The sequence below is a fragment of the Nostoc sp. NOS(2021) genome (genome assembly GCF_017115025.1).
Classification (GTDB): Bacteria; Cyanobacteriota; Cyanobacteriia; order Cyanobacteriales; family Nostocaceae; genus Nostoc.
Genome location: NZ_JABXKM010000091.1, coordinates 1 through 5,179, shown reverse-complemented (window position 1 = coordinate 5,179; position 5,179 = coordinate 1). Strand labels below are relative to the sequence as shown.

The 5,179-nt window shown below is 41.6% G+C and carries 6 protein-coding genes; 4 read left to right on the top strand and 2 right to left on the bottom strand.

The window, feature by feature from the left end:
- Positions 1-908 precede the first annotated feature (908 nt).
- The 4 genes from HWQ41_RS11235 to HWQ41_RS11220 all read left to right on the top strand — a co-directional run bounded on the left by HWQ41_RS11235 (position 909) and on the right by HWQ41_RS11220 (position 3,261).
- The gene (locus HWQ41_RS11235; RefSeq protein ID WP_292762599.1) at positions 909-1,046 is read left to right on the top strand and encodes a hypothetical protein; all 138 of its coding nucleotides are present in this window, start codon (positions 909-911) and stop codon (positions 1,044-1,046) included.
- Between the two features lie 82 nt (positions 1,047-1,128).
- On the top strand, positions 1,129-1,443 hold the full coding sequence (locus tag HWQ41_RS11230; protein ID WP_292762597.1) for an S-layer protein: 315 nt from the start codon (positions 1,129-1,131) through the stop codon (positions 1,441-1,443).
- Positions 1,444-1,947: 504 nt separating this feature from the next.
- Positions 1,948-2,463, top strand: a complete 516-nt coding sequence (locus HWQ41_RS11225) for a GAF domain-containing protein (protein ID WP_292762594.1) — start codon at positions 1,948-1,950, stop codon at positions 2,461-2,463.
- Between the two features lie 276 nt (positions 2,464-2,739).
- Entirely contained in the window at positions 2,740-3,261 is a 522-nt protein-coding gene (locus HWQ41_RS11220) for an NUDIX domain-containing protein (RefSeq protein WP_292762591.1), read from the top strand.
- On the opposite strand, the gene HWQ41_RS11215 is transcribed toward HWQ41_RS11220, so the two are convergent.
- Positions 3,229-3,852: a Uma2 family endonuclease gene (locus HWQ41_RS11215; RefSeq protein WP_292762589.1), complete on the bottom strand. Its 624-nt coding sequence runs from the start codon at positions 3,850-3,852 to the stop codon at positions 3,229-3,231. The two genes, HWQ41_RS11220 and HWQ41_RS11215, sit on opposite strands and share 33 nt — an antisense overlap.
- 99 nt (positions 3,853-3,951) lie before the next feature.
- The gene (gene aroB, locus HWQ41_RS11210) at positions 3,952-5,052 is read right to left on the bottom strand and encodes a 3-dehydroquinate synthase (protein WP_292762588.1); all 1,101 of its coding nucleotides are present in this window, start codon (positions 5,050-5,052) and stop codon (positions 3,952-3,954) included.
- Positions 5,053-5,179: the final 127 nt, after the last annotated feature.

Genomic DNA, 5,179 nt, shown 5'->3' with positions numbered 1-5,179 from the left:
GGCTGAAAAACATGATTTTCTCATAGTACAAAGGTTCACCTTGAAAGGGCTGGTCTTATAAAACTTACGCACTGTACAAATCCATCGTGATGTGCCTCAACAAAAATAGGTTGTTTCAGGCTTTTCTTAATTATCCTTTGATCGTAAATAGACGATGCTGTAGGGGCAATTCATGAATTGCCCCTACGAAAGATGTGGTTTTTCACCTGAAACATATTTGGTATCTCTTGTCAAACCGTAACTCTTATCTGATTTATTGCACCATTATTTACCTGCCATTTCACTGTTAATTGTGTCAGGACTTACGCATTGACAATAAATAGTAAATATGTATAACGTGAATAACCACATCTTTCGTAGGGGTAAAGCATTGCTAAACCCCTACAGCATGGTCTATTTACGATCAAAAAATAATTAATCAAAGCCTGAAACAACCTATTTTTGTTAATGCACATCATGATGATTTTGTACAGCGCGTAAGTCCTATGTGTCTATTTTCAAGTTTAGATAAATCACAAGTGAAAGTGAAACAGAGTCAGTATTTAAGTAGTTTGTTATTTTAAAAACACTAACTTTTATACGTGGTTAAGACAACGTTAAGAATTCTCTCAAAATCGTCAAACTTGGGAGTGTAAACACTTACGTATGGGAAAATCAGATTAAGCATCAACAAATATCTTTTTGTAAATTTTTGTTTTTTTGGATTTAGTAATGTGTTGAAACACACGCATTTACGTAGGTTTAGTGCGTCATAGACATCGCTACATAGATTAATTTAAATCTCTGTTGGTTAATCTCTGGGAATCAGCAAATCAGGGCTGATACCCCCAAAGATGAACTTTTCTTTACTCAATGCAGGCTGAATGCATTGAGTCAGTACAAGTTTCATAAAAATTGGAGGTTATAAAATGGCAATTCGGAATAATTTAGTCGCTAATTTCTGGCAAAGAGTACAAAAAGATTCAGTAAGTTGGGGATCGTTAGCCCTTTGGATTAGTGCATTAGTTGTTTTATTAGTAATGCTTACAATGTTTTCTAACGCTTAATCTTAGCAGGGTTATTCTAGTTCCTGGGCAGCAGCCTGGGAACTAACATAGGGTAGACTTTCATCCCTAGAAAACTCAAATTATGAACTGCAAACTTCTGCTAACAGTCGTAATGCTAGCTATTACTGGCTTTATTACTCCTGTTAAATCTCAAGAACCTACTACCGACACTCCAGCAAAATCGAATCAAGTTTTGAATGCTTGTGTCCAAAATCAAGCAGAAACTTTACCAAATCCCTTTAGTGATGTGCCAGCAGACCATTGGGCTTTCAAAGCAGTTATGACCATGCACTACTGCGGTGCCTTCCGCAAAGCAACACCACCAGCTTTATTTCAAAAACTGCAACCAACAAATAGCCAGCAGCAACGGCAGAAAGAACCGCAGGTTCAAAAATAGAGCGTTGCTGATTAAAGATATGAAAATATCACGCAGATAGAAGTTTGAGTAGCAAAAGCCGCTGCTCGAAATTTGGATGGCGTTGAGAGGAAGAGAGGCAAAGAAAAGCATCTTCATCGTGTGGTCTAAATAAATAAAAGTTACTGTAAATAGCTCAAAGTAGAATTTATCTCGGTAATTCAGAGGTTAAATTTTCGAGTTCTGAAGCTCAAGTTCCGATATTAGTAACTGGAAAATTGGGAAATAACTATTAATAGACCTTTAGCAAAATTATTTTGTGGTAATATTGGGGACTTTGTAGCTTGAATCAATCTACCTATGCGATAGGAGCAAACAAAAAAGTTATCGAATCGAGAGTTAAAACGTCTGGTTGGGGTGCAACGAGGCACTTTTGATAAATTTACCTGTATCGGTATACTATATAAACAGGTTGCAATGTATTTACGCCCAGGAGGGAGATACCTTGCTCTCCTCGCAATATAGTTCACCCTATTCGGGTGCTATATGAAAAAAATCAATCCAATAACCAATAAATCGTTAGGCGTCACGCGTATGGTTAACCTTGCAGATTGGTTGCGCGAACTGAAGACCATTCTCGGCCGCCAAGATGTCCGTGCTGCCGTCATCTTCCTGAACGGACTGACCGAGCATCGTTTCACGGCGCTGTATCGGTTCGATGAAGAAATACTGCATAACGTTTGCTTTTTCGACCGGGAGAATCCGACGCAAGAGTTAACGCCGGACATTCCAGTGATGGCCTCATATTGCGTTTTTGTCCGTAGCAGCCGCGGAACGTTCACGACACCCGACTCACTCCAAGACGACCGGGTTCGCGGCCACCCGAAGTGGAAAGAAGTGCAATCCTACTGCGGCGTGCCACTGCTGGATGAAGACGGCAAGATGTTCGGGACGATTTGTCACTTCGACTTCCGACCAATGGCAATAAGCGACACAAACGTCGAGCTGATGGAGGCGGTAGCGCCATTGATAAGACGAATCGCATACCGCACACTGCCCTAATCAATGATCAAATCAATTAACGTGCCTAACGATGCGTTTGAGGGCAGACGCGCCAAAAGCACGCGTGCTACTCAACGGGGACGTTATGCCGCCTCAAGTTAGGCACTGAAAGCTTATCTGTTGGTGTTCAGAGTCAAGGCATCGTTAGCTATTTTGATGATACGGTGTTTTGAGGTTGGTAGTGGGGCGATCGCAAGGTGATAACAAGGACTCAACTGGTAAATTGCAAAAGTTAATCAGGCCGAAAGTTATCAATAAATAGCAGAAATTAAATCAATGAGTAAGAGCGATTTCAACGACGGGCTACGCCTACGCAAAAAGACTATCATCCAAACAGGGCAAAAGGTCAATTTTGTAGATATTGGCAGTTCATTTTTGCCTGCTTTTGAAAAGATAACGAGTGTTTTAGTTGTACCTTTTACCAAGGATGGTTTAATTGTATGCGCTCTCCTTGACCGTGGTATTGACCTTCCTGGGGGACATGTAGAGGTAGGCGAATTTACTTGTGAGGAAACTGCAAGACGCGAAGTTATGGAGGAGGTAGGAGTAACTCTGGGAGAATTAAAACTTGTGAAAGTCATTCAGTCTGATTATTACGGTAGTCAACCTGAGCAACTTACATATATTGTAGTAATGACTGGATTTGTTGAGGATATATTTACTAGCGAGCGCACACATGAAAGTATGGGAAGAAGCATTATAAATATTGATAAGTTCATTTCTCTATATCAAGCAGGTGATAAAAATGATATGCGTCAAATTGTGCTAGATGCAAAAAGTTTGGTATTCGGTATCTAATGGTATTTTCGCCTTTTGAAACTCTAATGGTATTTTCGCCTTTTGAAACACCTGCTCAACAGTAAATTCCAGTCCCTCAAATAAAGAATCTGTGAGTAATTCTTCTCCCATATAAGTTTGTGGTGCAGCATCTGGATAAAAAACAGTAATACTTCTGGCTTTACTATCTACCACCCACACCCGCAGCACCTTAGCATTCAAATAGTCTTTGGCTTTAGCTGCCATTTGTCCAAAAGTTTGTCCGGGCGAAATAATTTCAATCATCAAATCGGGAGGAACAGAACATGCTCCTTCTTCATCCCAATCAGGGGGTAAACGTTGATTAGAAATATATAAAATATCTGGTATTGGCATCCAATCTCGCCCTCGACGGGTTAATGCGACAGCTAATTCTGGGCAAACTTCTCCTTTTCCCTCACAGCATTGCTCAATCAAATTGAGAAGGGCGCGGGTAAGTTTAGAGTGGAATTTTTTGGGTGACATTTTAGGAATTGCTTGACCATCAACAAGCTCATAAGTTATGTCTCCCTCGCCTGGTGGAAGATTTAGGAACTCTTGCAAAGTTAATTGATTCTTGGCTTGGAGTATCATGGCTCAATAATTTGTAATGGGCTACGCCCCGCTACGCTAACGTAATTCGTAATTGAAGGACAGAGCAACTATTTTTAATTCTGACTCCTGACTTCTTCTTCAAATTGTTGACATCTTCCGCAACACTTGCCGAATGATATCCGATGGCACCTCATCGGTAACTGTCGCTACACCAATCTCCGTTGGTAAAACAAACCGCACTTTCCCCGCTTTGACTTTCTTATCTAACTGCAACGCCTCAATAATTGCTTCAATATCCACCCCAGATGGTAACTGAGTCGGTAAACCCGTTTTTTGAATTAAAGCATTTTGACGTTCCGTGTCTTCCTTTTGCCACAGTCCCAAATCCACAGCAATTTGACCGGCTGCTACCATACCAATGGCTACCGCTTCACCATGATTTACTAAACGATAACCAGTCAAACTTTCCACTGCATGACCGATGGTATGTCCATAGTTGAGAATCGCCCGTAATCCGCCTTCTTTTTCATCTTTGCCAACAACGTCAGCTTTAGCTTGACAAGAGCGCGTTAATATGATGTTTATCAAGTCAGGCTTTACATAGCGGAGTTGGTCGAGGCGTTTACTTGCTTCCAATTGGGCAAACAATTCGGCATCCCAAATCACACCGTACTTAATAACTTCTGCCATCCCTGCCCGAAACTCGCGCATCGGAAGAGTTTTTAACACATCTGGGTCAATCAAAACCAAGCGCGGTTGATGGAATGCCCCAATTAAGTTTTTACCGTGGGGATGATTCACGCCAGTTTTGCCACCAATTGCCGAATCCACCATCGCCAAGAGAGTGGTAGGTACTTGGACAACATTAATGCCGCGCAGCCAAGTTGCAGCGGCAAAGCCAGTCATATCGCCAATTACACCTCCGCCCAAAGCCACCATAGTAGAAGAACGTTCTAGGCGGTTTTCTAAGGCGATATCGTAAAGTTTTTGGATGGAGTTGAGGGTTTTGTAGCGTTCCCCAGGTGGTAGGGTGCAGCTAGCAACTTCAAATCCAGCAGATGTCAGGGATGCGATCGCTCTTTCCCCAAAATGTTTTAAAATCGTCGGATTAGAAACCAGCAATACCTTCTTGCCTAACTTGAGACTGGCTATGTGTTGACCCAGTTGATCTAAACTCGAAGGTGCGATCGCAATTTCATAAGACTGCTCTGGTAAATTTACATTAATTACAGAAGTCATTGCCCAACCCCAAACAAGCGCCCGTGGGCTGTATTGTATCGCAATCTGGGGATTGGGGAGAAATCAATTCAAAATTCAAAATGACGCTCGCAGACTCGCTAACGCTACGCTAACAAAATTCAAAATT